The following is a 25,018-nucleotide window of genomic DNA, read 5'->3' on the forward strand; positions in this document are numbered from 1 at the left end:
ACATCATATTCATTCAATTTTTAGATGAGTTATGCATAAGACAACCCTGGAGCAGTGGGCCCTGCTGGAAAAAGTGGTGGAGCTGGGTAGCTTTACTAAAGCAGCGGAAGAGACCAACCGTAGTCAGTCTTCGGTGAGCTACAATCTTGCACTGTTACAGGAGCGGCTCGGTGTTACGCTACTGACGCCGGAAGGCCGCAGAGCTGTATTAACTCCGGCAGGCGAGGTACTGCTCAATCAGGTCAAACCGCTATTGAAGGCTTTTTCATGGGTGGAAACCCGGGCGGCGACTTTACGCGATGGCACGCGAACACGACTGGATTTGATGGTAGATAGCATCTTCCCACGCAAACGCCTGTTCGCGATCCTCAAGCAGTTCCAGCAGGCGTGGCCGCAGACGCAGGTGCGTCTGACTGAAGTGCTGGAGAATGCTGACGATCGGCTGGCGGCACATGCCGATGCGGACGTGATGGTTCTGACCCGGCGTCAGGATGTCACCGGACGCGGTGAATGGTTGATGAATATTGATTTCGTGGCCGTTGCCCACCGCGATCACCCGCTCTGCACGCAGGATACGCCGCTGGATGAAGACGCCTTACGCGCCTGGCCGCTGATACGTATTGCCGATCGCGACAACCCACAGCAGGCGGTTCGCGACGCCTGGACCTTCTCTACCATTGATGCCGCTATTGATGCGGTACTGTATCAGGTCGGTTACGGCTGGTTGCCCGAGGAGCGCATTCAAGCGCAGCTTGAGCAGGGGCTATTACGTCCGCTGCCGTTAAGTCACGGCGCTCGCCGTGCCACACCGTTGCATCTGATCGTCAAAGAGACGCTAGCGCCGCTGGATGAGCAGGTAAGCACCCTGCTGCGTTTATTGCGAGCGCATTAACCTTTTCCCCAGATGCCACACGTGTGTTACAAAATACGCTATTTCCGCATGCCCTGTACGCCACATAAAAGGTTAACTTTAGATGCAACGAGTCACTATTACTCTTGATGACGATTTACTGGAAACGCTGGACAGCCTGAGCCAGCGCCGGGGTTATAACAACCGTTCCGAAGCCATCCGCGACATTTTGCGCGGCGCGCTGTCCCAGGAAAGCACGCAAGAGCATGGCACCCAGGGCTTTGCGGTGCTCTCCTATGTTTATGAACATGAGAAACGTGACTTAGCCAGCCGTATTGTCTCGACCCAGCATCACCACCACGACTTGTCGGTCGCCACACTGCACGTGCACATCAACCATGACGACTGCCTGGAAATCGCTGTGCTGAAAGGCGATATGGGCGATGTTCAGCATTTTGCCGATGACGTTATCTCCCAACGCGGCGTGCGCCACGGCCATTTGCAGTGCCTGCCGAAAGAAGAGTGACGTCTATTACGTTGCTGGCCACGACTACATCAGATGACGCGTAATATTAAAACGTTATACGGTTTACCTTCACCGTCACTCCCCGGACACTTGTAATGTGATAAAAAAGTTATGCCACTAATTGTGAAAACGGTGGTAGTTATACCACTAAACAACATAACAAACTGTTTTGTTTAGGTTTTAATATCTCATAGCTGATTGCAGGTTATATGAATGAAACTGAAGATATTTGGCTCACCTTCATTCAGCCAAGATAGGGTGACAGCCTGTTCAAACTTTAGTCCCCCAAGGGGATATCCTCAGAAAAAATGGCAACGCCAGTGATGTTATGTATTGTCGTGGGTCTGTAGAAATCCTGCCTGAGCTGACCCCGTATCGGCTTTGATGGAAGTTAATGCGAACTCTAGCAGGGTTGGTGTGGCATGATTTTGAGGGAATTATAACTGAATACACTCCTCCTTCTGGGGGATGATAGGAACTATTCTGGCGATGGTTATTTCCATTCAGGTTTCACATTCGTTAAGCGTATATGCCCTTCTATATTTTGTAACTGGGGCATCAAGTAGTTCCTGATAGCAAGTGCTATCAAGAGACATTACACATAGAGCCAAAGATGAGGTTCTGTGCCTCGTACACTGCATGATTAATGATGAAAGCATTTCTGGTCAGAATCAACCTCCAAAAGAAATTGCAACTGCCACATAAGCACTGATTTCAATCAATTTCCGCCGAACGATCGCTCACAAAACTTACCATTTACTACCTCGAAAAAATATTTATTTTGCATTGACAATAGGCTCAGGTCTTACCAGATGTGGCTCTGCGCTTTATGCAAAATCTGGAGCTCTGAATAAGCTAAATTTCAAGCCTTGATCAGTTTTTTTTCCTTACTATGATAGTCACTATAGACATGTGAAACACAACATGTATGCACATAAAGTCAAATGAAGCACATTATATTGAATCCAAGGCAGGGGTATCCTACATGCGCAATTCCGGTTCAGCTTTACGAGTTAGTAAAGAAAAAAAACAATATGTTGGTGATTTTCTGGATTGCATCGTGGATTCATTGGATCTGACAGAGACACAACATAAGCACATTAAAAGTGCCTACCATGCAGTCGGAAAGTACCTTTCTGAAGGTGACAATCCTATTCTTGAAGGGGCCATAATTTATTCACAAGGCAGCGTCAGACTTAACACTACTGTCAAGCCTAAGGGCAGTGAACAGTATGACGTTGACCTGCTGTGTTATTTGCCAAATGCCCGTAAAACTACCGGCTGGGCACAAGTACTCGACGCCGTTTACGAGCGCCTGAACAATCATGAAACCTACCGTAAAATGCTTTACCCGCTTCCCAGAGGCTATCGCATCATGTATGCGGGCGATTATCATTTGGACATCACTCCCGGGATTGACTGGAGTAATAACCCATCTGAAAAAACTCACCCTCTCTGGGTACCTGACTCCCGACTCAGGAACTGGAAAGAATCCAACCCAGCAGGCTATGCAACATGGTTTGACACCATTACAGAGAAGTCGCCCTTATTTTTAATGCTTGAGTCTGCCAGCGAAAGTTTCGCTAAATCGGCGTCAGTCAGGCCGCTGCCCAATCATAATCACAAGAAGTTGTTGAACCGTATAGTGCAGATTTTCAAGCGCCATCGCGATGTCTGGGCCGCTAACCAGGGGGAAGATTGTGTTGAGTTCAAACCTATCTCGGCGATCATTACGACACTTTCAGCACACGCATATAACCTCATCTGCGACCAGGAAAAGGTTTACGATACTGATTTCGACGTAATCCTTGATGTGCTCGACCTAATGCCGGACTTTATTGATTTCAGAGATGGGAATTATCACGTCTCTAACCCAGGTATGCCCGCAGAGAACTTTGCAGAGAAATGGAATATCGCGGAAAGTGGTAAAGGCAAAAAGCTCAAAAGTAACTTTATCCAGTGGCATGAGGCTGCAATAGAAAGCATCAATGAGATCGCAGCTTCCGAAGGTGAAGATGAACTGCTTGATAATTTGAGTAAATATTTCGGTGAAAGACCAGTTAAAACAGTGCGTAAAGCTATGCTGGAAGGGATCAACGCAGCCCGGAGCCAAAATAGCTTGAACGTATTACCCTTTACCGGGGCACTGTCAGCGGGAGCTGTAAGTACATCCGTCGCTGCCCGGCGGGTACCAGCAAACACGTTTTATGGTGAAGAGGCTGCATCACCGGTGGTCGTGCCAAAGAACACTTTCTTTGGGGATTGAGCTCGGATGAATGTATTCAAGCCTCATCGACACCTTACTCTGGTTGAGCATTATCATGGGCTTTGCGCCCGATTTCCTGATGGCCAGTGTACGATCACAGGGAAAAACAAGAAACTTGTTTGGGAAGGGATACTCAGACCTATCCCGTTCAGTCGTGGATATAAAGTCCGACTGGAGTACGCCCCTCCTTCTGCTCCGCGTTGTTTCGTGATTTCTCCGGAACTGAAACAACTATCTGGAGGTAAGAGGATCCCTCATACATATGCTTCCCCATCATCTTCGAAAATCACGCAACTGTGCCTTTATTTACCAAAAGAAAGGCATCCTGATAAATTTGCCGAATGGCTGCCACAGTACCAGTTGAGTGAAACAATCCTTCCCTGGGCTTCACTGTGGTTGTTTTACTTTGAACAGTGGCTACATTCTGGGAAATGGGAAGGTGGTGGTGCACATCCAAATGACAGTGATGATGGGATCTATTATGAAGAAATCTCGCGCCAGGTAACTGCCCCACGAGACCGAAGAAAATTTTAGCCTGCATTCAGGCACAATCACACGGTAACAGGACAAAACATGAATGAATTCTGGAAGCACCAGCTTTCCAAAATTATCGATTATCTGACCCGTCAAAAGCGCCCAGGCGTAATTATGATGGCGACAGGGGCGGCCCTTGCGGTAGGACCGAATGTATGGAACTTCGTGTTGACCGGGACTTTTCGCGGGGAGGCGCTATCTATTGGCACAGCAGACGGTAATGTGGTTAGTGATTACATTGTGCCAATCATTGGGGTGATACTCGCCCTTGCAGGTCTGGTTTTTATATCAATCGGTGAATTTCAGACGATCAAGCAAAACTCTCGCAAACGCATCATACTTGTTACTGGTAATGGTTTGAGGACTACAACAGGTACTGGTCTAGAGAAGGTTGTGCGGAAAGTGCTGCAAGGAATAATTCAGCCACAAGATATAGATATTACCCAACGCATACGCGATGGGGTTGTTATTGAGCCTGAAATTACTTTCCAGCGGCAGATATTGCCCGCAAAGGACAATATTACACAGAGTTTGTCTAAAGCTGAACCGGATATGGTACAGGTTGCTTATGGCGGTTTTCTCCCCGTACCATTTACCTTTTTCCTTGGAAATGTTCTGGATGATAAAGGGGATGTCACTGTATTTGATTGGGACCGAAAAGATGAGGAATGGAAATACATTTCTGCGAACAATATAGATGACGGAGAAAGCTTTGTTCACGAAACCATCTGTGAATCAAATTCAGACGAGATAGTGCTAGCTGTCTCTTGTTCATACAGAGTGGACATTGAGCAAGTTGCCAAGAGCTTTCCCGGTCAGGGCATCAAGCATCTGTATCTGGAAAATAATACATTCAATAATCACTGGTCTCTGGCAAAGCAACGTCGCCTCTCACTGGAATTTGCAGAAAAAGTTAAAACTCTTTCCAGCCGGGGTATCCGTACTGTGCATCTGATATTGTCGGCGCAGAGTAGCGTCGTCCTTAATTTTGGACGGCGTTATGATAACAGGAACATGGGCGATATCATTGTGTACCAGTTCGAACAATCAAACCCAAACCCCTATCCGTGGGGTATTTATGGCCTGTCACACAGGCATGAAAACAGTGGGTTTATCATGCGTACACAACCGAAAGATTAAGAGATCGGGTGGTATCCCGTATAGGCTTGTACCGCTACATTAATTTAGGAATATGGTACAAGCTGTTACATATTCATTATGTATGACATTTTATGTTCATGTGCTTAGTTTCTTTTCTGCATTTCAATCATCAATGAGAACAATTCAGCCTGAAACCTTGCGTCATCCAAAGCATTATGGCTGGGGTGGCTAATGGGGCTAAGCCTCTCGGCCATGCGTGAGGATTTGGTTTCGGACCAGGAACACCCTGTTAACCCCATGTAATAAGCCTTGATATCAATTGCAGTAAATCCAAACGGGTTTTCTCCAAGGTATTTATGGAAATAATAATTGATAAACGACCAGTCAAAAGGAGCATTCAATCCAACGAAAATTACTTTCACTTCTGGTTTTTTTAGCGAGTTGATCCATTCATAAAAGCACTCCATTGCTTTTATAGGGGGAAGTCCATATTGTTCCAGATGCTCCAGACTCAAACCTGTAACTGCCAGTGCTTCAGGTTCGTGTCGAGAACTCTCAGGCTGTATCTCTATATAAATCGATTTTGTAGGGTCCTGTACCAAGCAAGCACCCACGGATAGAAGACTAAACTCACCCGGGACGGGGCCTGATGTTTCAATATCAACTGAAATATAAAGTTCTTCACTTTCCATACATTAACCTCAGATTATTCATAAGGATAGGATATCATCATGCTGCTGACGCTTACTAATCTCGCGGATGTATTAATTAATGGGGGTAGAAGCTCATCCTTCTCCTGACAATTTACGGTATGTACGGACTTATATGAAATTTTATTTAGTTAAAGATGCGAATACATCAATGAACGATTCCAGAGAGCTCAGTACTTCATTTTCATAGCCGAAAGCCTAAAAAATTTATTCTTCGACCACCTTTGCAATGGGATGATGATTATTTCCAATCAGGTTTAAGATTCATTAAGCGTTTACGCCCTTCTACATTTTGCAATGGGGCTTCAAGTTGTTCAATAAACTCCTGATAGTGAGCATCATCAAGGTGGATAATGCTTTGAGTAAGGATGATGTTTTGTGCCTCATGCACTGCATTATCAATGATAAAAGCGCTTCGATTCTTGCTCACCAAAGTAGCAGCATAGTCGATAACTGCGCATTCTTCTTCGGTTACACGCATGCTAATTCTTTTATCACGGTTGGGTCTGCAAACAGTATTTTTCATATCCCCCCCCACATAGCAAAAAATTGCTATTGATCTTCCCCTAATATTATATATATTAGTTAGTTAGTAATGTTGAACTGTGATTTTGATCACGAATATTCTCCAATTATCATCAGGAATAATCGCAAATTTCTTGGCTAAATAAAATGAGGTCCTCAATCCCATACCGCGGTCTGACATTGAACACTCAGCCATGGCCGTTATCCGTCTGTTTTCACTGTCGGGAGAAGTCAATGCAGATACCACTTTCACATACCTATTTTTGCAGTATTTTCCTGTAAATTCAGAGCATTTATCAATTTTCAATCACTGTAACAAAGGACACCTGAGGGCGATGCTGTTCAGCATTACTGTGACGTCTATTGAACGCAGATGCTTTATACTAGCCACATTAATCACCTGACATTAGCGGTGTACAAATCGCTAACCCCCAGCAGAAATACCCCCCACCCGTCAAATAGCGCATCAGGGATAATGTCCATGATCCAAGCGTAATTAGAATATAACCCTTGAGATAGCTACCGCGACAGGGGCATCGTTTTATACTCCCCCGCTCACACGGTGGGGGCGGTAAATGCGCTATGGTTATCCCACCTGTATTCCCACCTAAGCACGAGATGTACCCTACTGAGCAATTGTGATGCTCTCACGAATGTAGGGGCGTAACAGAGATAGCGGATAAAAGATTATATTCTGTAATATCGTGAGTTGTCATCAAAATAACCTCTAGTCTGGATATTGAATATCATACCTTAATTCTGTTTCTGAATGGAGCAGGATCTTCGGGCAGTTTTATATATCTTTAGAATAAATGCACCTCCGGCGCATTTATTCTAACTACTCAACACTCAGGCGATAATAACTTTGTACCATCAGGTTTATTACTAATCAAAAGAACAGGCTTCATCCTATCACCTTCAAAATCATAAACAATCATGTCCGGATGATGCAAATCGTATGCTTGCCCCACAAAAACAGAAGCAGCATTAGATGCACAAATCAGAAGGTGGACACGTTTAACACCATATTTAAGCCTGAAATCATGCATGTCCTGTTGTAACTGGGCACAAAAAGCGATGCCATTTACAGGATGAGGAATTGCACCATTACCCATAAATTCAGGATCCGCTGTGTAGCTAATAACGCCACACCCCAATCGATATTTTAATTCTTGCGTTTTATTTTCAACAGTCTTGGATATTGCAGTGAAATTAATACTGATGACTAAATCTTCATGATCAACCAGTGTGTCCTTACCTTCAACAGAATAGAATTTGCTGACTGGTTCTTCTGTCGGCCACATCCAGCACCCACCATCCCTGTACCGAAGCATTGGAAGGAATTGTCCTTTGTTGCCAAGTAATGCTCCCAAGCCAACTAACGCTGGCATAGGCCCAAAAACAAACAATGCCGCCTTGAAATCATGTCTTCTTGTCTGATCCAAAATCCGACGTGCAGATGATTCTATAATTGCAGGAAGTAGACCATCAGTTGCCTCCACTCGCTGAAACACGTTCTCCCCCCCGTTATCCAGCACATTCGGAGAACATAATGATCGTAGCTTCATCGTGGCCAGAGAGCCTGCAATATCTCTCGAACCTGGAGGGGAGACAACCTGAGTATTCACAGGCCACAACAAAACGTATACGTCTACAGGCTCGTAACTCAGGCCATCCAGCAATATTTCGGATAACTGGCAATGTTGTACACGCATATCAGAAAGACGACTAGCGGGATAGTTACAACCAGCAATCTTATCTACAAGTCGATGATGTTTATCACATAATAACAATACATTACTTGTTTCATTAGATAGCTTGTCAGAAAGAACAGGTATTCCTCGTTCCCCATTCTCAGAAGATGCAACATTATGGGCAAGATAGCTAAAGTTTCCCCTCTCACCAGACAATTCATCGATACCAAGGCGCAGTCCACACCCTGTAAACATACATCTCCCATGGCTATCTTTCCAGATAGCCTCTTTCGTGTCTTTAGTGAATCTGGGGCCCCTGCCCTTAGCCCCTGGCTTTCCAATAGATGCCAGAAATTTTTTAATTTCAGTGAGCGTCACTTTAATTGTCTGGAAACAACATTTAACCAGAACATTCTGAAGCGATGTAAACTCAGCTATATCTGCTTCACTAAGAACATTACCTTGTAATACTGCCAGCTTAAGATCTTTACCATTCCGACATAACCGCTGAATGACCGTTACAAATTCAGACTGTTCTAAATTGAAACGCATAGCGCAAACAATTAATTTATTTTTTAAAAGAAGAATAAGTGTGTTCTGATGATTATCATCACTCAAAACAATAACATCATTCCATTGAATATTCGTGTTTATAAATTCGAAATAACTTTCAACATTTTCACTGGTATCAAGGGGGGGAAGAAGAGCTTGATTCGCCAAGTTTAAAATAGACTCATTAACACTCGTCATAAAACCATCCATGCGTGTAATAAATTTTGAAAAGTTATCAGTATTCCTGATAGCCCCGTTGTAAACTTTCTGATGCAACTGACTGTTTGTAGAGCTAATCTATACAAAAATACTCATACACCGTTTGTATCTTTTGCTCAGAACTCAATCCGGTTCAGGACTCTCTTATCGTAATAATATAAAGCCATTTTTTTTAATCCTACGATCACAAAAAATAACTGTCGATCCAAATTACGTTTCGCACATTCCTTCCAGTCGTTGATATCTGTCAGGGAAGCATTAGGGAAATCTTCAGGATGTGTATGCCAAGTTCCCAGATACGCAAGCTCACCTCCCGAATCAACATAGTGTTTATCTACAATGGCTTGATGCTCCGGATCCTTTAAAGTAAAGCGTGTCCTTGAACAATGATCTCCGACCTTTGGCTCGGTAATTTCAGTGATTTTGTACTGTTTATTATCCAGCGTTCTTCCACCAATCAGCACACCAAACGCCTCAGGTGCGGTCTTATCAATCTGACGAAAACTATCCAAAACACTGCATACTTTTGGATGTATCAATACCTGGAATCCTGAGCCTGATATAACAAGATAGTCGCTATTCATCACAAAGATCGCATCCCTGTTTATAGAGAGGTATAATTTCAAGGGAACATGTAAACGACTTAAATCTATCACTCAGTTGAAATCCACTTTTCATTGCATCAGAGGGATCACCTTTCCAGCTAACTTTAGAAGAGTCACTAATCGTACCCAATAAATATTTCACTGCAAGATCCGCAGCAATCAAGGATGTTTGTGTTGATGAAATATAGCTGTACGGCAGGAAAGCATCACCGCATCCAGCATGATTCTTCGTTAGGTTTTGATTTGGCTTTAGGAAATTCAAATTAGAAGCAAGGCCTCTGGAAAAATCAGTTGGATCCATGTAGGAACAGAGCAAGCACCCTTTCTTGCCCGGGATCGCTAATACTGCATGCCCACCTACACCATATCCTTCGACCCATGTATTTATCACTGGTGTTTTGATTTTTTCTTTCAGAAGATACTCATTGAATAAACGCTCGTGGGTGGGCGAGCCGATTGCGATGATGATGAGGTCAAACCTAGTAAGAAAGTCCCGATTTCGTAGGTCTAATAACCTATGAGTCATACCATTAATGCTAAGCCAAGGATATTTATAAATAAGACTAAACTTAAGAGCGGATGATTTATAACTAGAAACATGCATTGGGGCCAAAATATGACGGTAAAGATTATCCAGAGTTAGGGTGTCAGGGTCGGACAACGTCATACGTCCAATCCCAGATGCAGCAAGTTTGTCTGCAATTTCTCCACCTACAGACCCACATCCAATTAAAAGGATATTTTTATCACCTAGAGAACTATTGGCTCCACTACGTGGCATCAACCTTTCTTTGTTAAAAAGCGAAACCGTAAATGCTTTTAGATTCCAGTTTCTAAGATGTACATCTTTTAATGGTAGTGTCTTTTTTCCACCTTTTTGAGTATTTTTTAAAGTCAAACGGATCCCGAACCAAGTTCTCCCAGAAGGTGTCGGTGCATTAAAAACAACCCAGAACTCGTGCGAGCGATGCTTAGAATAGAGTTCCGTGAGGTGAACTCTATCAGCTTCAGCCAAATCTGACAGGGCAGCCAAGTACCACTCTGCAAGTTCATCAACGCGCTCAGGAGCAAGCTTAAGGTTACTCAGTGGAATCACAATCCCAATGCCTTTTGCCGCTTCCCTATCATTCAATAATTGGTTAATTGGAGAAAATGATTTATCGGTGGCATATCCTTCTGGATAACCGAAGAAATAAGACTGCAAACCTGTCGAGCGCCCTGCCCGGGGTTTTAAAATGGATAACTCTTCTAGCTCACCTCTCTCGGACAAACAAACAAACTCAAACATATCTGGCCCAACGATTCTATGCCAACCAGCCTCAAATTCACGGAGCAACTCGGATGCATTCCATTCTTCATCAGTTAATGCACATGTTAGTAAATTAATATGCCGCTTCAAAGACTCCTCAAAAGCCAATTCAGGACGTTCAAAATTTACGGATACAGCATCAGGGACATTGATGCAAATGCTTGCCACATCTGATTCCCTGAAAACATAAGTATGAGCGAGTCTGGGGAAAGTGGATGCCTTATCAAGAAAAAAGGCAGGCAAGCCTGTCAACTCGCTCATCGGCCAATGAATTAGAGATACATTATATTTTCCGATGCGCAATTCAACGCGGAGGACTACAGATTCATCTGAACCAGGAATCGCGGATACGTTATATCCGCATTCTGTTAGATGGGTCGAGATTGCTGGGAAGTTCATGCGCCTTGCGAAGTCCCTACTGCACCGGAAGTTGCATAGACGGCATTTTTACTCATATTTTTCAATGGTAAAGTAGATTTACCCTCCGGGAAATCCTCACCGAATTCAGAACGAAGAAGTTCACACTGCTTTGATTCATCGTCTTCATTAACAGCACTCTCAAGTGTCTTCAATAATGCTGCGAGTCTGTTCCTGAACTGAGTGCCCGTCACTACGCTGCTTCCATCAAATATGTCCCGCCGGGTACCTACAGGCAAAGAAACCCTGACATTATATTTACCTTCTCCTAAAGAAGTAAAATACCAAGGAGAAGCCAGAATTGCTGACACTGTTAACTTTAATGCTGCAAGGTCATCGGCAAAACCTTCGTTATCAACTGAAGAGACAAAGCACTCCTTCACCATGACGGTAATCCCGATGGAGAAGATTTTACGGCGGACCTCATCTGCAAATGTGTAGTTTCTCCACCGCTTCAGGTATCGAACAAGACGCCGAAACTGATCATGTTTTTCAGAAGCATAAGCAACGTCTTTGTTGTAACTCTTAACCCAGTCGATAAGCTCGACTGGTGCGGACATAGCCCACTCTCTGTTGTTTTCATCAGATAGGCGTTTTCCTACTGCAAGCTCATACTGCCCATTTTCATATTGACGGTAAACAGGGATATCAATGTGCAGATTTTCAGATTTATAATCGGCAGTAACACATGGTTTCTTAATTTTCGCGTGTTTAAATCCGCGAGCCTCTAACACTTCAAGAACGGCCAACTTAGGCGTAATTGGATTTTCCGGGGCCGCACTAGATTCGATAACAATCGCACGGTCAATATCAAAATCTTGGCCCTTTTCCCGAATTGCAGTACTTGTTGCGAGAGAACCCTGAATGAAATCGTCGATAACAGGGTATCCATCCAAGCGGAATCGTTCCTTAATGCTCGCAGTGATGCTGTCATCTTTTTGACGTGCATTGTTGTATTCCGGATCTTTTCGTCCAAGCTTTATAGCATCATGAAATTTAAGGAATTTACTCTGAATGCTCATATTGACCCCACATTTATTGTGAATTCCATTTTAGATGGTGTCGCTTCGTTTTTTTTCAAGTGGTGGAGTTAAAAATAATCATCTATCTGGATGACTGACATATCAAGAGCCACTTTCGGCTCGGTTGCCAGTTCCGTCCATAATGAGTTTTTCCATTGGATGTGTGGGTTACCAACTAGGACTGGCTGTTATAGGTATCAAAGGATCAGAAGAGGTGAGGCGGTAGAAAAGCTTGCGCAAACAAGAGTATCACCGAGGTTGTCTTCTTTTGCCATATGCTTGAGCAACTGAGCCACAATATCAACATTGGATACTGCGGACTGCGGACTGCGGACTGCGCCTGGGCGATATTCAGTTGATTGGTTCTCATAAGTGACATATCTGCTCTGGTATTTCTGCTGACCGCATCTTTATCAGTTAGCAGTAATTCCAGAAAAGAATACCTACTTATCATTTTTAGCCTCAAGTAAATTCGTAAGCAAAGCATTTTGCTTACGAAGCAAAACAACCTGATGTCGTAAATATTTTTGCTCACGATATAAACTGGGTTCGGGTGTCATCCCACTTTGCTTATTACCTTTTCCCGTTACAGGGCTTTGTTCTTCTTTTTCATTACCCATATCAGTTTTTTGAACCGGGAAACAGGCATCAGCGCTTGCCCAGTCAATAATACTCACTCCGGACAGCGGATGTCCCTGTCGATCGAAAGGACAATATTTGCGATATATGCCAAACAAATATTCATTTAATTCCTCTCGCGAACCACTAAAAATAAATTCCGTGCCATTTGATTCTTCCTTTAAAATGGGGGTCATAAGATAAAACCATGCAAGGGATCCATTTACTCTGCATGTGCGCGCATCACTACCGGTCGGACAAAAATGGCACCTGGCGTCGACTGCCTTCAGTACTTTTATCGGGATACTCGTTTGATTAAATATGCCTATAAATTCAGTGCAGAACTCCGTCAACTTTTCTGCATAAACCTTAAAGTCATAATGAGGATTGTTGATTAATTCTTCATACAGGCGGGGAAGATGTGCCCCGGGTTTTGTCAGAAGAGTTTCAGCCATTTGAGCCGGATTGTAATACCCTGGCCTGAGGTAATATTTTTCAGAAATCACTCCCCTGTGAAAGCGAAGCCAGTCAGATAATTTTTTTTCGGCGCAACGCTTAATATAAACATGACGAGATTTGGCCTCGTTGGGATACCCAACAACATAAGCATCATTCACTCTGTGATTCTCGCTGAAATTTCGGGTCTCTTCGTCAGGATTAAAAATATGATCACTTCCCTCATAACCAAAAGACGGAATACCGAAAATCAACAAGTCAGAGAGTGCATCTACCATACCTGAACGAGTAGGGTATTCCATCAAGGTAAGTGGTTTCTTATGAGCATCACACTGCTCTGCTCCTGTCCACTGTTGCTTTAGATAGCTCTCATGAGATGTAAACCGCCTTCCTCTGCTCATAGTTACCTCGATCGAGATACCAGGATAAGTCAGTTGGCTGAACAGCTAAATTAGTTAGATTGCAGTAAATTCAATACACAAAACAGCTCAAAATTCAATCAACGCATCGTAACAAAACAATACATGAAAATAATATTACATATAAATCAAACACTAATACGATTTAGTAGTATAACTTTAATTGTATAAAATCGCTTAGCGGTAAAACTTTTATGTCAGTGGGATAACTTTTTTATCAGTTCACAACACTAAATCCTGCGCACACGCCCAGGCGCTCGACCATGCCCACTGGAAGTTATAACCACCCAGCCAGCCGGTGACGTCCATCACTTCGCCAATGAAATAAAGGCCCGGTACTTTGCGGGCTTCCATGGTCCGTGAAGACAATTCGTTGGTGTCTACTCCGCCCAGCGTCACCTCTGCCGTGCGATACCCTTCCGTGCCGTTTGGCTGCACGCGCCATTCGGTCAGCGTTTCCACCAGTGCTTGCTGATCGCGTAGGTTAAGTTGCTTCAACGTCACGTCCGGGATTTGCCCCAACTGCTGCAAACACTCCACCAGTCGCTTCGGTAATTGCATCGCCAGCGTGTTCTTCAGACTCTGATTGGGATGCGCGCTGCGCTGTTCATCAAGGAAGCTTTCGAGGTCAACATCTGGCAACAAATTAATGCTGACAAATTCACCCGGCTGCCAAAAACTCGAAATTTGTAGAACGGCCGGGCCTGACAGCCCACGGTGCGTAAAGAGCAGGTTTTCACGAAATACGGTGCCGTCCTCAGCGGTAATGACAGAGGGAACAGACACGCCGGAGAGCACCTGAAGCTGGTCAAGCAGCGGCTTATGCAGCGTAAAAGGCACCAGACCCGCACGCGTTGGCAGCACATTCAGGCCAAACTGTTCGGCAATTTTATAACCAAATGGCGTCGCACCCAGACCCGGCATAGAAAGCCCACCGCTGGCAATCACCAGTTTCGTCGCACCAACAGTTGCGCCGTTGAGCTCCAGCGTAAAGCCCTCATCATCCCGTGCGACGCTCAGAACTTCGCTACGTAAGCGCATCGTAACGTTACCTTTTTCGCATTCCGCTACCAGCATATCGACTATTTGCTGCGCGGAGTCGTCACAAAAAAGCTGGCCGAGCGTTTTTTCATGCCAGGCAATGCCGTGTTTACCCACCAGATCGATAAAATCCCACTGGGTATAGCGCGCCAACGCTGACTTACAGAAATGAGGGTTTTGACTCAAATAAGCCGCAGGCTCAACATAAAGATTGGTAAAGTTACAGCGCCCCCCGCCAGACATGAGGATCTTGCGACCGGGCTTTTTACCATTATCAATAAGCAGTACTCGACTTCCTGCTTGTCCTGCCTGCGCGGCACAGAACATACCCGCTGCGCCAGCGCCTATAATAACGGTATCAAACCTTTCCACGTTGCGATCCTCTCTAAAAAGCGGGCGTGAATTGTAAAGATTCCTCAGTGGCCGCACCAGCACCAAACCATCAAAAATAGGTATTTATCTGAATTCTATAAGATAATTCTTTAGTGGTGTCATACAAAGCAGGAGACAAATCAAAAAAACTCTATATTTCACTTTGCCCGCGCCGCCAAAGTCACTGATAATGCGCCGCGTTCATGTCCTCAAAATGGCGTAACGTCCTATGCTACATTTGTTTGCTGGCCTGGATTTACATACCGGGCTTTTACTCTTGCTTGCTTTGGCTTTTGTTCTGTTCTACGAAGCAATTAACGGCTTCCATGATACAGCCAATGCCGTCGCTACTGTGATCTACACCCGTGCCATGCGTTCGCAATTGGCGGTGATCATGGCTGCGGTGTTTAACTTCTTTGGTGTTTTGCTGGGCGGTCTCAGCGTAGCGTATGCCATCGTGCATATGTTGCCAACGGATCTGCTGCTCAACATGGGTTCATCACATGGCCTCGCCATGGTGTTCTCTATGCTGTTGGCGGCAATTATCTGGAACCTGGGTACCTAGTACTTTGGTTTGCCTGCATCCAGCTCCCACACGCTGATTGGCGCGATTATCGGTATTGGTTTAACCAATGCGTTGATGAACGGCACATCGGTCGTGGATGCACTTAACATCCCGAAAGTGATAGGTATTTTTGCCTCTCTTATCATCTCGCCGATTGTCGGCCTGGTGGTTGCAGGCGGCCTGATCTTTTTGCTGCGTCGCTACTGGAGCGGTACTAAAAAACGTGCCCGTATTCACCTGACGCCAGCAGAGCGTGAAAAGAAAGACGGCAAGAAAAAGCCGCCATTCTGGACGCGTATCGCACTGATCCTCTCCGCAATCGGCGTGGCGTTCTCTCATGGCGCAAACGACGGGCAGAAAGGCATTGGTCTGGTCATGCTGGTACTGATTGGCGTAGCACCTGCCGGTTTCGTGGTGAATATGAACGCTTCCGGTTACGAAATTACCCGTACCCGCGATGCTATCAATAACGTCGAAACCTTCTTCCAGCAACGTCCTGACCTGCTCAAGCAGGCGACCGGCGTAGACCAGTTGATTCCGTCACCGACGGAAACAGGTACAGCGACGACGACAGAGTTCCATTGCCACCCGGCTAATACCATTAACGCGCTGGAACGTGCGAAAGGTATGCTGGCGAATCTGGAAACCTACGACAAGTTAAGCGTTGAGCAGCGCGGACAACTGCGCCGTATTATGCTGTGCATTTCCGATACCACCGATAAGGTCGTGAAACTGCCTGGTGTAAGCAACGACGATCAGCGTCTGTTGAAGAAACTGAAAACCGACATGCTGAGCACCATTGAGTACGCTCCGGTGTGGATCATCATGGCCGTTGCGCTGGCGCTGGGCTGCGGTACGATGATTGGCTGGCGTCGCGTGGCAACCACTATCGGTGAGAAAATCGGTAAGAAAGGCATGACCTATGCTCAGGGGATGTCGGCGCAGATGACGGCCGCCGTCTCTATCGGTCTCGCCAGTTATACCGGTATGCCAGTTTCCACCACCCACGTACTCTCCTCTTCCGTTGCGGGTACGATGGTCGTTGACGGTGGCGGCTTACAGCGTAAAACAGTGACCAGCATTCTGATGGCCTGGGTCTTCACCCTGCCTGCGGCGATTATTCTTTCCGGGGGGCTGTACTGGCTCTCCCTGAAGCTTATCTAAGCGAATGCGCAATAAAAAAGCGGGCCTGCAAACAGGTCCGCTTTTTTTTACGCTGTCATCAGGTTCAGTGCCAGATAATCAGCGCAACCATACTGATTAATACCAGGCCACATAACGAACTGGTGAGAATGAACTGACCGCGCACGCGCTCACAGCGGCGAATAAACTCATCATCATGATGATCGCGATAGCGCTGAGCGTAGATATACCACACCAGACGCATCTGCTTGTTGGGTTGCCCATGCGAGGTAAAAAAGCCTCCGCCATCAACATACTGGTAAAGCAATGGATCGCAACCACGAAGTACCACTAACAGTGCGCGCAACGACGAGAAATAGCGCGCCATATTAACAATGCAAACGACACACAAAGCCCAGAATAACGCAATGGTGCTTATCATACCCCCTCCCCGGCGACCCGCCCACGGAGTTCCTCTCCGGGACTACCGCTCCCCGATACCCTACCAAACTATGCAGTGAAGAGTGCTACCGAAACCGCTCGTGTTAGTGTCACGCATCCGAGCGCCTCTCTAGATAGTGTAGGAGATTAGTTAATTTTTTTGCCAGAAGGTTAATCACTATCAATACAATTAACTGAAAAATTTGTTTAACTACTTGGCAATCAAGGTGGATTGACGGATTATTCTGGTCGCTATAATGTAAGGATAGTCCCTATAGGGTACGTCTTTACGACTGGGCTAGCCCCGCGCGTAAGGTCCGCAGGATGCGGATGACGCGGCGGCAAACGATCGCCAGAAGGCTAGTCATCGACAACTTATGGAAGGAGTAACACTATGGCTTATAAACACATTCTCATCGCGGTTGATCTTTCTCCGGAAAGCAAAGTTCTGGTTGAAAAAGCGGTCTCTATGGCGCGGCCTTACAATGCAAAAGTTTCCCTTATCCACGTTGACGTAAACTATTCCGACCTGTACACCGGGCTAATCGACGTAAATCTGGGCGACATGCAGAAACGCATTTCTGAAGAAACTCATCACGCGTTAACCGAACTGTCCACCAACGCAGGCTACCCTATCACCGAAACCCTGAGCGGTAGCGGCGATCTGGGTCAGGTTCTGGTTGATGCCATCAAAAAATACGATATGGATCTTGTCGTGTGCGGCCATCACCAGGATTTCTGGAGCAAGCTGATGTCCTCTGCGCGCCAGCTGATCAACACCGTTCACGTCGACATGTTGATTGTCCCGCTGCGAGATGACGAAGAAGCATAAAATGCTAGCTGTCGGGGGGTAACCCGCCCCGCTGTAAACATTTAAGCCTGTAAGCGCCCGCCTGTGCGGGCGTTTTTGTTTTTGTACCTTGCGTGAAAATTACTTCCTATCAGTACATCAATCCAACAAATAAATCATAATTAGTGTGATCAACTAATTGGATCGAAAACTATCTCTATAATACTCTACCCACGCGGCCTATCACCGCAGTCTATAACAAAATAAGACTTTTTCGGCGCGTTTTAGAATACGCGTTCATACTTTTCGGGATGGCTTTGAAAGGCGAAGGAATATGAATACACGAGCACCTACGGGCTTGCTGCAGCAACCTCGTCCGTTCTTCATGATCTTTTTTGTAGAATTATGGGAACGATTTGGCTATTACGGCGTTCAGGGCATCCTGGCGGTATTTTTTGTTAAACAACTCGGCTTCTCTCAGGAACAGGCGTTTATCACCTTCGGTGCGTTTGCCGCGCTGGTGTACGGCCTGATATCCATTGGCGGCTACGTTGGCGACCACCTGTTGGGCACCAAGCGCACGCTGGTTCTCGGCGCTATAGTGTTAGCCATTGGCTATTTCATGACCGGAATGTCGCTGCTGAAACCCGACCTGATTTTTATTGCGTTGGGTACCATCGCCGTAGGTAACGGGCTGTTTAAAGCTAACCCGGCAAGCTTGCTGTCAAAATGCTATCCGCCAAAAGACGCCCGACTGGACGGCGCCTTCACCCTGTTTTATATGTCGATTAACATCGGCTCCCTGCTGTCGCTGTCGCTGGCGCCGGTCATTGCCGATAAGTTTGGCTATGCGGTGACTTACAACCTGTGTGGCGCGGGACTTATCGTTGCACTGCTGGTCTATTTTGCATGCCGTGGCATGGTGAAGGATATCGGTTCTGAGCCGGACCATAAGCCGCTGGTATTCCGCAATCTGCTGTGTGTACTGGCCGGTACCGTGGTGATGATATTCGTGTGCGCCTGGTTGATGCACAACGTGAAAGTTGCCAACCTGGTGCTGATCGTCCTGTCGATTATCGTCACCATCATCTTCTTCCGTCAGGCATTCAAACTGGATAAAACCGGGCGCAATAAGATGTTCGTAGCCTTTATCCTGATGCTGGAAGCGGTGGTGTTCTACGTGCTGTACGCGCAGATGCCGACATCACTGAACTTCTTTGCCATCAATAACGTGCACCATGAAATTCTCGGTTTCGCCATCAACCCGGTGAGCTTCCAGGCATTGAACCCGTTCTGGGTGGTGCTTGCCAGCCCGGTACTGGCAATGATTTATACCCGTCTGGGCAACAAGGGCAAAGACCTGACCATGCCGATGAAGTTCACGCTCGGTATGTTCCTGTGCTCACTGGGCTTCCTGACCGCTGCTGCCGCGGGTATGTGGTTTGCCGATGCGCAGGGGCTGACCTCGCCGTGGTTCATCGTGCTGGTGTATCTGTTCCAGAGTCTGGGTGAGTTGCTGATTAGCGCCCTGGGGCTGGCCATGGTCGCCGCGCTGGTGCCGCAGCATCTGATGGGCTTTATTCTGGGGATGTGGTTCCTGACCCAGGCTGCAGCGTTCCTGATGGGTGGCTACGTGGCAACGTTCACCGCGGTACCGGAAAACATCACTGACCCGCTACAGACGCTGCCTATCTATACCAACGTCTTTAGTAAAATCGGTCTGGTCACGCTAGCGGTCACGGTAGTAATGGCGATTATGGTGCCCTGGCTGAATCGGATGATTAATACGCCGAGTACTGAACAGTAATACGCCGTGCCGGATGGCGGCTATTGCCTTATCCGGCCTACATTCATTATGCCCGATACGCCTTGCGCTATCGGGCATTTTTAGTGGTTATCCTTTGCGTGCGTCGATCCAGTCCTGCACTTCTACGACAAACGTATCCGGTGCTTTGCGATACATCTTACGCGCCAAATCCAGGATCGTGTGCTGACCAAGCGCCTCTTCCATACGCTGCTGCGCCATGTCCATCACTGAGCGCACGCCGCAAATCCCTTCACAGGCCCACTCCGGCGGATGCTCCTCAAAGACCGCTAAGCGCTGGCGGATTTCACGGCATTCGAAGATACGCTTGTCGCCGTCAATAGCATTGACCACGTCCAGCACCGTGATGTGCTCGGCGGGCCTGGCAAGCTGAAAACCGCCGCCCTTTCCTTCACTGCTGCGCACCAGTCCGGCCTTCGACAGACGGGTGAAGATCTTCGCCAGATAGTCATACGGCACGCTTTGTAGCTCAGCAATTTCCCGTACGCTCATATCCCGCGCATCCCCCTTACTGTCAACCATACACATCAGGCTATGGATGCCGTACTCAACCCCGGAACTGTAGAATGCCATGCTCTTATCTCAGCCAAAATGAATCTGAGTTATTGTAACTTTTTCGGCCTGCACATACCAGATACTCAGAATTCACCTGCTCATAAATAAAATTTAATTCATTAAATATCAAATATATAAATACAATTCGACAGACAAAGAAGCGCTTTTACAGGAAATCACATTGCAATCTTTAACTACGACCAATAAAATCCGAGTAAATAATTCATAGTCACCAGTGAGAAACGCCAATGCGTAAAAAAATTCTGATCGTGGGCGCCGGTTTTGCCGGTATGTGGGCAGCATTAAGCGCCGCACGACTGGCGGATAAACATCAGCAGCCCATTGATATTACTGTTATTGCGCCGCAGCCAGAGCTGCGCGTGCGCCCGCGTTTTTATGAGAATGATGTCCAGACGCTGGTTGCGCCACTGCAGCCGCTGTTTGATGTCACCGGTGTGAACTTCCTGCGCGGCACGGTTACCCAGTTGCTTCCACAATCTAAAGAAGTGAGCTGGACGGACGCAACGGGCCAAAAACAGCTTCTCCGCTACGACCGGCTGATTCTGGCCAGCGGCAGTGAAGTTAATCGCAATAGGGTTGCCGGCGCTGCGCAGCACGCCTTCGACCTCGATCAGCTGGAAAGCGCAACCGTACTGGAGCAGCATCTGAAAGATCTCGCGCACAGACCAGAAAGCGAGGCGCGCAATACCGTGGTGGTCTGCGGCGGCGGCTTTACCGGGATCGAAATGGCGCTGGAATTACCGGGTCGCCTGCGCGACATTCTCGGCGCTGATGCTAAGACCAGAGTTGTCGTAGTTGAACGCGGCCCGCAACCGGGTGCACGCTGGAGCCAGGAGCTGCGCGATGTGATCGCCGAAGCCTCCGCTGAACTGGGTGTGGAATGGCGGGTCAATGCAGAAGTCGAAAGCGTGGATGCGTCCGGCGTGACGCTGAAAGACGGGCAGACGATTGCATCACAAACCGTTATCTGGACAGTCGGCGTGCAGGCAAACGGCTTAACGGCACAGATCGACGCCCCGCGCGATCGTCAGGGCCGTCTGCATGTGAATGCGCATCTTCAGGTTGTGGGCCACGAGGATATCTACGCGACGGGTGATGTCGCCTGGGCCGCCACTGATGACAAAGGCAACCACGCCTTAATGACCTGCCAGCACGCGATTCTGTTGGGTAAATTCGCCGGGAACAATGCCGCTGCCAGCCTGTTAGATGTGATGCCACTGCCCTATCGCCAGGAAAACTACGTCACCTGTCTGGATCTGGGCGCGTGGGGCGCGGTGTACAGCGAAGGCTGGGATCAGCAGGTGAAACTGACGCGCGCAGAGGCGAAGAAACTGAAGCGATCAATCGTCAGCGAGCTGATTTATCCACCGAAAGCGGACCGTGCAGTCGCCTTTGAGATTGCCGACCCGCTGGCACCGTTTGTGTAATTGATATTGCCGGATGTCAGCGTACTCGCAAGGCTGCGCGTAGGCCCGATAAGCGCAGCGCCATCGGGCAGCAAACCATGCCGGATGGCGACGCGACGCGTGTTATCCGGCCTACGGAGTTCCGGCATAAATATCAAACCGGTGCCCTTTAGTCACCACCGCGTTCTGCGTTGCCACCTCCGCCAGCGGTGGGGCATAGTCCGGGCGCTTGACCACCACGCGTTTAGTGGCTAACTGGCGCGCAGGCTCCAGCAGGCCATCAGCATCTAAATCCGGCCCCACCAGCGACTGAAACACGCGCATCTCTTTTTTCACCAGCGCACTCTTCTGCTTATGCGGGAACATCGGGTCGAGGTACACCACCTGCGGACGCGGGGTAATATCAGTTAGCGCCGTCAGGCTGGATGCATGAATTAACTGCAAACGCGCCTGCAACCATGGGCCAATTTCCGCATCGGCATAACCGCGCGCCAGGCCATCGTCGAGCAACGCCGCCACCACCGGGTTACGTTCCAGCATCCGTACGCGACAGCCCACGGAGGCCAGCACGAACGCATCGCGTCCCAACCCGGCCGTCGCGTCCACCACGTCCGGCAGATAATCGCCTTTCACGCCAACGGCTTTCGCCACCGCTTCACCGCGACCGCCGCCAAATTTGCGCCGGTGGGCCATCGCCCCGCCGACAAAATCAACGAAGATGCCGCCGAGCTTGGGTTCATCGCGCTTGCGCAGTTCCAGATGCGCCGGTGTCATCACCAGCGCCATCAGATTGTCTTCATCGTGTTCCAGTCCCCAGCGGGCAGCCAGAACAGATAAGGCGCCGTCTCCGGCGCCCGTTTCATCCAGTAAACAAATTTTCACGCCAGTTTTCAGCCCTTGATGCCGTAATGGTCCAGCATCGCATCCAGTTGCGGCTCACGGCCACGGAAGCGTTTGAACAGCTCCATAGGCTCTTCGGAACCCCCGCGGGTCAGGATGTTATCGAGGAACGACTGGCCGGTTTCACGGTTGAAAATCCCTTCGTCTTCAAAGCGGGAGAAGGCGTCCGCCGCCAGCACGTCAGCCCACAGGTAGCTGTAATATCCCGCCGCATAACCCCCGGCAAAAATATGGCTGAAAGCATGCGGGAAACGACCCCAGCTTGGGCCTGGCACCACGGCAACCTGTTTTTTGATCTCCGCCAGGGTGTCGAGAATTTTCGCCCCTTGCTGCGGGTTAAACTCAGCGTGCAGACGGAAGTCGAACAGGCCGAACTCCAGCTGACGCAGGATGAACAGCGCCGCCTGGTAGTTTTTCGCCGCCAGCATTTTATCCAGCAGTTCTTTAGGCAGCGGCTCACCGGTTTCATAGTGACCGGAGATAAACGCCAGCGCTTCCGGCTCCCAGCACCAGTTTTCCATAAACTGGCTTGGCAGTTCGACAGCATCCCACGGCACACCGTTGATACCGGAAACTCCGGCCGTTTCGATGCGGGTCAGCATATGATGCAGGCCGTGACCGAACTCGTGGAACAGGGTAATCACTTCATCGTGGGTAAACAGCGCCGGCTTGCCGCTGACCGGACGGTTAAAGTTGCAGGTCAGGTAAGCGACCGGTTTTTGCAGCGTGCCGTCGGTTTTACGCATCTGCCCGACGCAGTCGTCCATCCATGCCCCACCGCGCTTGTTTTCACGCGCATAAAGATCCAGATAGAAGCTGCCGCGCAGTTCGTTGTGTTCGTCATACAGCTCAAAGAAACGCACTTCCGGGTGCCAGACTTCAACATCGGTACGCTCTTTGGCAGTGATGCCATAAATACGCTTAACCACTTCGAACAGACCGTTTACGGCTTTGTTTTCCGGGAAGTACGGGCGCAACTGCTCGTCGCTGATACTGTACAGGTGCTGTTTCTGTTTCTCGCTGTAGTAGGCGATATCCCACGGCTGCAGCTCATCAACGCCAAACTCTGCTTTGGCGAAGGCGCGCAGCTGGGCCAGCTCTTTTTCCCCCTGCGGACGGGCACGTTTTGCCAGATCGGTCAGGAAGTCGAGCACCTGCTGCGGGTTCTCGGCCATTTTAGTGGCGAGAGATTTAAAGGCATAGCTTTCAAAGCCCAGCAATTGAGCCAGCTCGTGGCGCAGCGCGAGGATCTCTTCCATCACCGGGCTGTTGTCCCATTTGCCCGCATTGGGCCCCTGATCGGACGCACGGGTGGAGTAGGCGCGGTACATTTCTTCACGCAATGCCTGGTTGTCGCAGTAGGTCATCACCGGCAGATAGCTCGGGATATCCAGCGTCAGCAGATAACCTTCCTGCTCTTTGGCTTCGGCCTGGGCTTTTGCTGCCGCCAGCGCACTTTCCGGCATGCCAGCCAGCTCAGATTCGTCGGTGACCAGTTTGGTCCAGCCCATGGTGGCGTCGAGCACGTTGTTGCTGTACAGGTTGCCAAGTTCAGACAGGCGGGTCGCGATTTCACCGTAGCGCTGCTGTTTTTCTTTCGGCAGGCCGATACCAGAAAGCTCAAAGTCACGCAGAGCGTTATCGACGGCTTTTTTCTGCGCGGTATTCAGAGTGGCGTAATGGTCACCTTCACGCAGATCGCGGTACGCCTGGTACAGGCCTTCATGTTGCCCAACCCAGGTGCTGTACTCAGACAGCAGCGGCAGCGTTTGTTCGTAGGCTTCGCGCAGTTCCGGGCTATTTTTCACCGAGTTCAGATGGCTGACCGGAGAGAAGATACGCCCCAGAACATCGTCCACTTCCGCCAGCCGCTGGCAAAGATTTTCCCAGGTGTATGGCGCCCCCTGCGCAACCACGCGCTCGACGTTTTCGCGGCAGTCGTTCAGCGCCTTAGTGACGGCGGGTACAACATGCTCCGGCTGAATTTTGGAAAACGGCGGCAGTTCGAAGGGAGTCAGCAATGGATTGGTCATTAGCGCAGTCCTGTAGAAAAGAGTGAATGAAGCGCGCATCCGGCGCTGTGCATATTATTTGTAGAATGGGGTTAAGTGTAGAGGATTTCAATGCCAGGCGTTGCGCTTTCGCGGCAGTGACGAC

At 48.2% G+C, this 25,018-nt stretch carries 20 protein-coding genes and 1 pseudogene; 9 read left to right on the forward strand and 12 right to left on the reverse strand.

Annotated elements, in window-relative coordinates; translation table 11 throughout:
* The first annotated feature begins 31 nt into the window (after positions 1-31).
* The 5 genes from FDX22_RS28525 (at position 32) to FDX22_RS28545 (ending at position 5,316) form a co-directional block, all read left to right on the forward strand.
* Positions 32-892 carry a LysR family transcriptional regulator gene (locus FDX22_RS28525; protein WP_146718120.1) on the forward strand — a complete coding sequence of 287 codons (861 nt, stop codon included), beginning with the start codon at positions 32-34 and terminating at the stop codon, positions 890-892.
* Positions 893-974: 82 nt separating this feature from the next.
* Positions 975-1,376, forward strand: a complete 402-nt coding sequence (nikR, locus tag FDX22_RS28530) for a nickel-responsive transcriptional regulator NikR (RefSeq protein WP_096759193.1) — start codon at positions 975-977, stop codon at positions 1,374-1,376.
* Positions 1,377-2,361: 985 nt separating this feature from the next.
* Entirely contained in the window at positions 2,362-3,642 is a 1,281-nt protein-coding gene (locus FDX22_RS28535) for a nucleotidyltransferase (RefSeq protein ID WP_146718121.1), read from the forward strand.
* A 6-nt stretch (positions 3,643-3,648) separates the two neighbouring features.
* Entirely contained in the window at positions 3,649-4,176 is a 528-nt protein-coding gene (locus FDX22_RS28540) for a hypothetical protein (protein WP_146718122.1), read from the forward strand.
* Positions 4,177-4,215: 39 nt separating this feature from the next.
* Positions 4,216-5,316: an SAVED domain-containing protein gene (locus FDX22_RS28545; RefSeq protein ID WP_146718123.1), complete on the forward strand. Its 1,101-nt coding sequence runs from the start codon at positions 4,216-4,218 to the stop codon at positions 5,314-5,316.
* A gap of 104 nt (positions 5,317-5,420) precedes the next feature.
* Here FDX22_RS28545 and FDX22_RS28550 read toward each other — a convergent pair whose 3' ends face one another.
* The 8 genes from FDX22_RS28550 to FDX22_RS28585 form a co-directional block, all read right to left on the reverse strand.
* The gene (locus FDX22_RS28550) at positions 5,421-5,969 is read right to left on the reverse strand and encodes a 3'-5' exonuclease (protein WP_146718124.1); all 549 of its coding nucleotides are present in this window, start codon (positions 5,967-5,969) and stop codon (positions 5,421-5,423) included.
* A gap of 259 nt (positions 5,970-6,228) precedes the next feature.
* Complete coding sequence (locus tag FDX22_RS28555; protein ID WP_146718125.1) at positions 6,229-6,513, reverse strand: DUF1778 domain-containing protein; 285 nt, start codon at positions 6,511-6,513, stop codon at positions 6,229-6,231.
* A gap of 841 nt (positions 6,514-7,354) precedes the next feature.
* On the reverse strand, positions 7,355-8,956 hold the full coding sequence (locus FDX22_RS28560; RefSeq protein WP_186805489.1) for an SAVED domain-containing protein: 1,602 nt from the start codon (positions 8,954-8,956) through the stop codon (positions 7,355-7,357).
* Between the two features lie 137 nt (positions 8,957-9,093).
* Positions 9,094-9,561, reverse strand: a complete 468-nt coding sequence (locus tag FDX22_RS28565; protein ID WP_146718127.1) for a Mov34/MPN/PAD-1 family protein — start codon at positions 9,559-9,561, stop codon at positions 9,094-9,096.
* Positions 9,554-11,290, reverse strand: a complete 1,737-nt coding sequence (locus FDX22_RS28570) for a ThiF family adenylyltransferase (RefSeq protein ID WP_146718128.1) — start codon at positions 11,288-11,290, stop codon at positions 9,554-9,556. Before FDX22_RS28570 ends, FDX22_RS28565 begins: the two co-directional genes overlap by 8 nt.
* Complete coding sequence (locus FDX22_RS28575) at positions 11,287-12,330, reverse strand: nucleotidyltransferase (RefSeq protein ID WP_146718129.1); 1,044 nt, start codon at positions 12,328-12,330, stop codon at positions 11,287-11,289. The genes FDX22_RS28570 and FDX22_RS28575 overlap by 4 nt, the downstream gene beginning before the upstream one ends.
* Positions 12,331-12,773: 443 nt before the next feature.
* Positions 12,774-13,805 carry a hypothetical protein gene (locus tag FDX22_RS28580; protein WP_186805490.1) on the reverse strand — a complete coding sequence of 344 codons (1,032 nt, stop codon included), beginning with the start codon at positions 13,803-13,805 and terminating at the stop codon, positions 12,774-12,776.
* A gap of 240 nt (positions 13,806-14,045) precedes the next feature.
* Positions 14,046-15,236, reverse strand: coding sequence for an NAD(P)/FAD-dependent oxidoreductase (locus tag FDX22_RS28585; RefSeq protein ID WP_146718131.1), 1,191 nt, complete (start codon positions 15,234-15,236; stop codon positions 14,046-14,048).
* Positions 15,237-15,465: 229 nt separating this feature from the next.
* On the opposite strand from FDX22_RS28585, the pseudogene pitA reads away from it, so the two are divergent.
* Positions 15,466-16,965: pseudogene (gene pitA / locus FDX22_RS28590) on the forward strand (inorganic phosphate transporter PitA).
* A gap of 64 nt (positions 16,966-17,029) precedes the next feature.
* On the opposite strand, the gene uspB reads toward pitA, so the two are convergent.
* The gene (uspB, locus tag FDX22_RS28595; protein ID WP_096759190.1) at positions 17,030-17,365 is read right to left on the reverse strand and encodes a universal stress protein UspB; all 336 of its coding nucleotides are present in this window, start codon (positions 17,363-17,365) and stop codon (positions 17,030-17,032) included.
* A 393-nt stretch (positions 17,366-17,758) separates the two neighbouring features.
* On the opposite strand from uspB, the gene uspA reads away from it, so the two are divergent.
* Complete coding sequence (gene uspA, locus FDX22_RS28600) at positions 17,759-18,196, forward strand: universal stress protein UspA (RefSeq protein WP_003023368.1); 438 nt, start codon at positions 17,759-17,761, stop codon at positions 18,194-18,196.
* 292 nt (positions 18,197-18,488) lie between these two features.
* Positions 18,489-19,961, forward strand: coding sequence for a dipeptide/tripeptide permease DtpB (gene dtpB / locus FDX22_RS28605; protein WP_146718132.1), 1,473 nt, complete (start codon positions 18,489-18,491; stop codon positions 19,959-19,961).
* Positions 19,962-20,048: 87 nt separating this feature from the next.
* Here dtpB and FDX22_RS28610 read toward each other — a convergent pair whose 3' ends face one another.
* Entirely contained in the window at positions 20,049-20,552 is a 504-nt protein-coding gene (locus FDX22_RS28610; RefSeq protein WP_115257233.1) for an Rrf2 family transcriptional regulator, read from the reverse strand.
* Positions 20,553-20,782: 230 nt separating this feature from the next.
* On the opposite strand from FDX22_RS28610, the gene FDX22_RS28615 reads away from it, so the two are divergent.
* The gene (locus FDX22_RS28615; protein ID WP_146718133.1) at positions 20,783-21,982 is read left to right on the forward strand and encodes an NAD(P)/FAD-dependent oxidoreductase; all 1,200 of its coding nucleotides are present in this window, start codon (positions 20,783-20,785) and stop codon (positions 21,980-21,982) included.
* Between the two features lie 111 nt (positions 21,983-22,093).
* Here the strand turns inward: FDX22_RS28615 and rsmJ are convergent, their stop codons facing one another.
* Together rsmJ and prlC are read right to left on the reverse strand one after the other, a co-directional pair.
* Positions 22,094-22,843 carry a 16S rRNA (guanine(1516)-N(2))-methyltransferase RsmJ gene (rsmJ, locus tag FDX22_RS28620; RefSeq protein WP_137362475.1) on the reverse strand — a complete coding sequence of 250 codons (750 nt, stop codon included), beginning with the start codon at positions 22,841-22,843 and terminating at the stop codon, positions 22,094-22,096.
* Positions 22,844-22,851: 8 nt separating this feature from the next.
* The gene (gene prlC, locus FDX22_RS28625; protein ID WP_146718134.1) at positions 22,852-24,894 is read right to left on the reverse strand and encodes an oligopeptidase A; all 2,043 of its coding nucleotides are present in this window, start codon (positions 24,892-24,894) and stop codon (positions 22,852-22,854) included.
* Positions 24,895-25,018 lie beyond the last annotated feature (124 nt).

It is taken from the genome of Citrobacter sp. TBCS-14 (assembly GCF_005280805.1).
Taxonomy (GTDB): Bacteria; Pseudomonadota; Gammaproteobacteria; order Enterobacterales; family Enterobacteriaceae; genus Citrobacter; species Citrobacter gillenii.